Below are 2,175 nucleotides of genomic sequence, written 5' to 3'. Positions count from 1 at the left end.
CATCCGAACAGTTCCGTTAATGACACGTCAAACGTATAGCCCGTCTTCAACAAATAAGCTTCTTCTTCCCCGCAAGGATATTTGTTGTGCAGCGCAACCATCATGTTTGTTAAACCACCGTGCTCGACCATGACCCCTTTCGGCTGTCCCGTCGATCCCGATGTGTAGATGACGTACGCCAGATCGCTTGGACCGCTTGCCGCTGGCAGGTTCGCAGTGTCGCCCGCATACAGTGACGCGTCCGCCAGGTTCAGCACGGTTCCTTCGTAATCTTGCGGTACTTCTGCGTCACCGTATACGAGTAGATGATCGGCGCCGCTGTCTTCCAGCATGTACGCGATCCGCTCAGAAGGGTACGCTGGGTCGATTGGCAAGTATGCACCACCGGCCTTCAGGATCGCGAGAATGCCCACGATCATTTCCACCGAACGATCCGCCATGATCCCCACGATCTGGTTCGCTCTTACGCCTCGTGCCCGCAATGCAAACGCCAGTTGGTTCGCCTTCGCGTTCAGCTCCCCATACGTCAACCGTTCAGACTCGAATATGACCGCCACTGCTTCCGGCGTCCGCTTCGCCTGTTCCTCGAACAGCACGTAGATCGTTTGGTCCTTCGGATACTTCACCTTTGTGTCGTTAAACACCGTCAGCAGCTGACGCCTCTCTTCTTCCCCGACCAGATCGATTTCGTCCAGCCCCATGTCAGGCCTTGCCGTTACTTGTTCCAGAATGGTTTCCAAATGGCTGATGACTCGTTCGATGTTATCTCTACAATGTTCCGACCCATTGAAACCAATTTTGATGGAGAGACGACTCGAATATACATGCATCGTCACGCTTAACGAATAATTGGTATGCTCAAATCCATGGATATCTGTGATCTGAAAATCCTGATTCTCGGATTGTCCGCGTATTACCTTGACTTCCGGATAGTTCTGGAAGACAAATAGATGATCGATCAAGTTTTGTTTCAGATCCGATTGCGCTTGAATCTCTGCCAAAGAAGTGTAATCGTATTTCTCCGAATCGAGGGCTCGTTGCTGCAAGCGTTTGACCGTCTCAATAAACGTGTCCGCGTTTTCGTCCGGGCTTAGTCGAACCGGCAGCGTGTTGATAAACAGCCCTACCATGTTTTCAACGCCGTCGATTTCCGCAGGACGCCCCGACACGACTGCACCGAACACCGCGTCATCGGTGTTGCTATAACTTCGCAGCAACATGCCCCATGCCGTCTGCATCATGCTGTTCATCGTAACCTGATGGTGCTTGCTCATTTTCGTCAAACGCTCGGTCAATGTCTCTGCCAACGAATAACGGACTTCTTCAAGTGCATACGACTCGTTTGTACGACTTCCGCTTGCAGGGATCGTCGCACGCTGCTCGTATCCCGCCAAGTAATCTCTCCAGTAGACCAGCGCTTCTTCGCGATTCTGCTTCTCCAACCACTTGATAAAGTCGATATAGGGCTTCACGGGAGGTAAATCTATCGCCTTACCGCTGCAAAGCTGTGCGTACATATAGAAGAACTCTTTTAAGACGATGCCCATGCACCAGCCGTCCATCAGTATATGATGGTGGCTCCATACAATCTCGTATTGGCTCTCTCTCGTCCTTAATACGGCAATCCGCAATAGCACATCTTTCGTGAGATCGAATCCTTGTTCCCGATCTGATTGTTTGAACCGCTCCACGCTAATCTTGATTTCATCTTCCGTTAACCCTGTGTAACCTTCGAAAACGATCGAAGGATTGCGCTTCTTTAACACGATTTGCAACGGCCTTTCTAATTCCTCATACATAAACATCGTTCGAAAGATATCGTGCCGTTCCATCAGAAGGGAGAGGCTCTTCTCCAGATTAGCTTTATGCAGCGACCCTTGAATCACAATCGACAATTGGTTGAAATACGCCGACGACTGCGGTTCCTTTAGTGCTTGGAACAGCATGCCTTCTTGCATCGGAGACATCGGGTACATGGAAACCATCTCGCCGCTGCCGTTACTTGCCAACTGCTCGCGAAGTTTATCGAAAGTGACTAACGGCATTGATACGCTCCCCACATCGCTCGGAGTAAGTTCCGTCTCGGTTTGCTGCATGCAATGTTCGACGATCGAAAGTAACTGCTTCTTGTAGCTGGCCAGCAATGCTTGTATCGTGCTTTCGTGGTACTCCTCC

1 protein-coding gene is annotated in these 2,175 nt (G+C 50.6%); it reads right to left on the bottom strand.

Annotated features, from left to right (window positions below; all coding sequences use genetic code 11):
- Positions 1-2,045, bottom strand: a 2,045-nt coding sequence (locus AC1TPB_RS24785; RefSeq protein WP_482078934.1) for a condensation domain-containing protein, incomplete at its 3' end; no start/stop codon positions are given.
- Positions 2,046-2,175 lie beyond the last annotated feature (130 nt).

This window comes from Paenibacillus sp. Y951, assembly GCF_056786395.1.
This window is presented reverse-complemented; position numbering and strand designations above follow the sequence as displayed.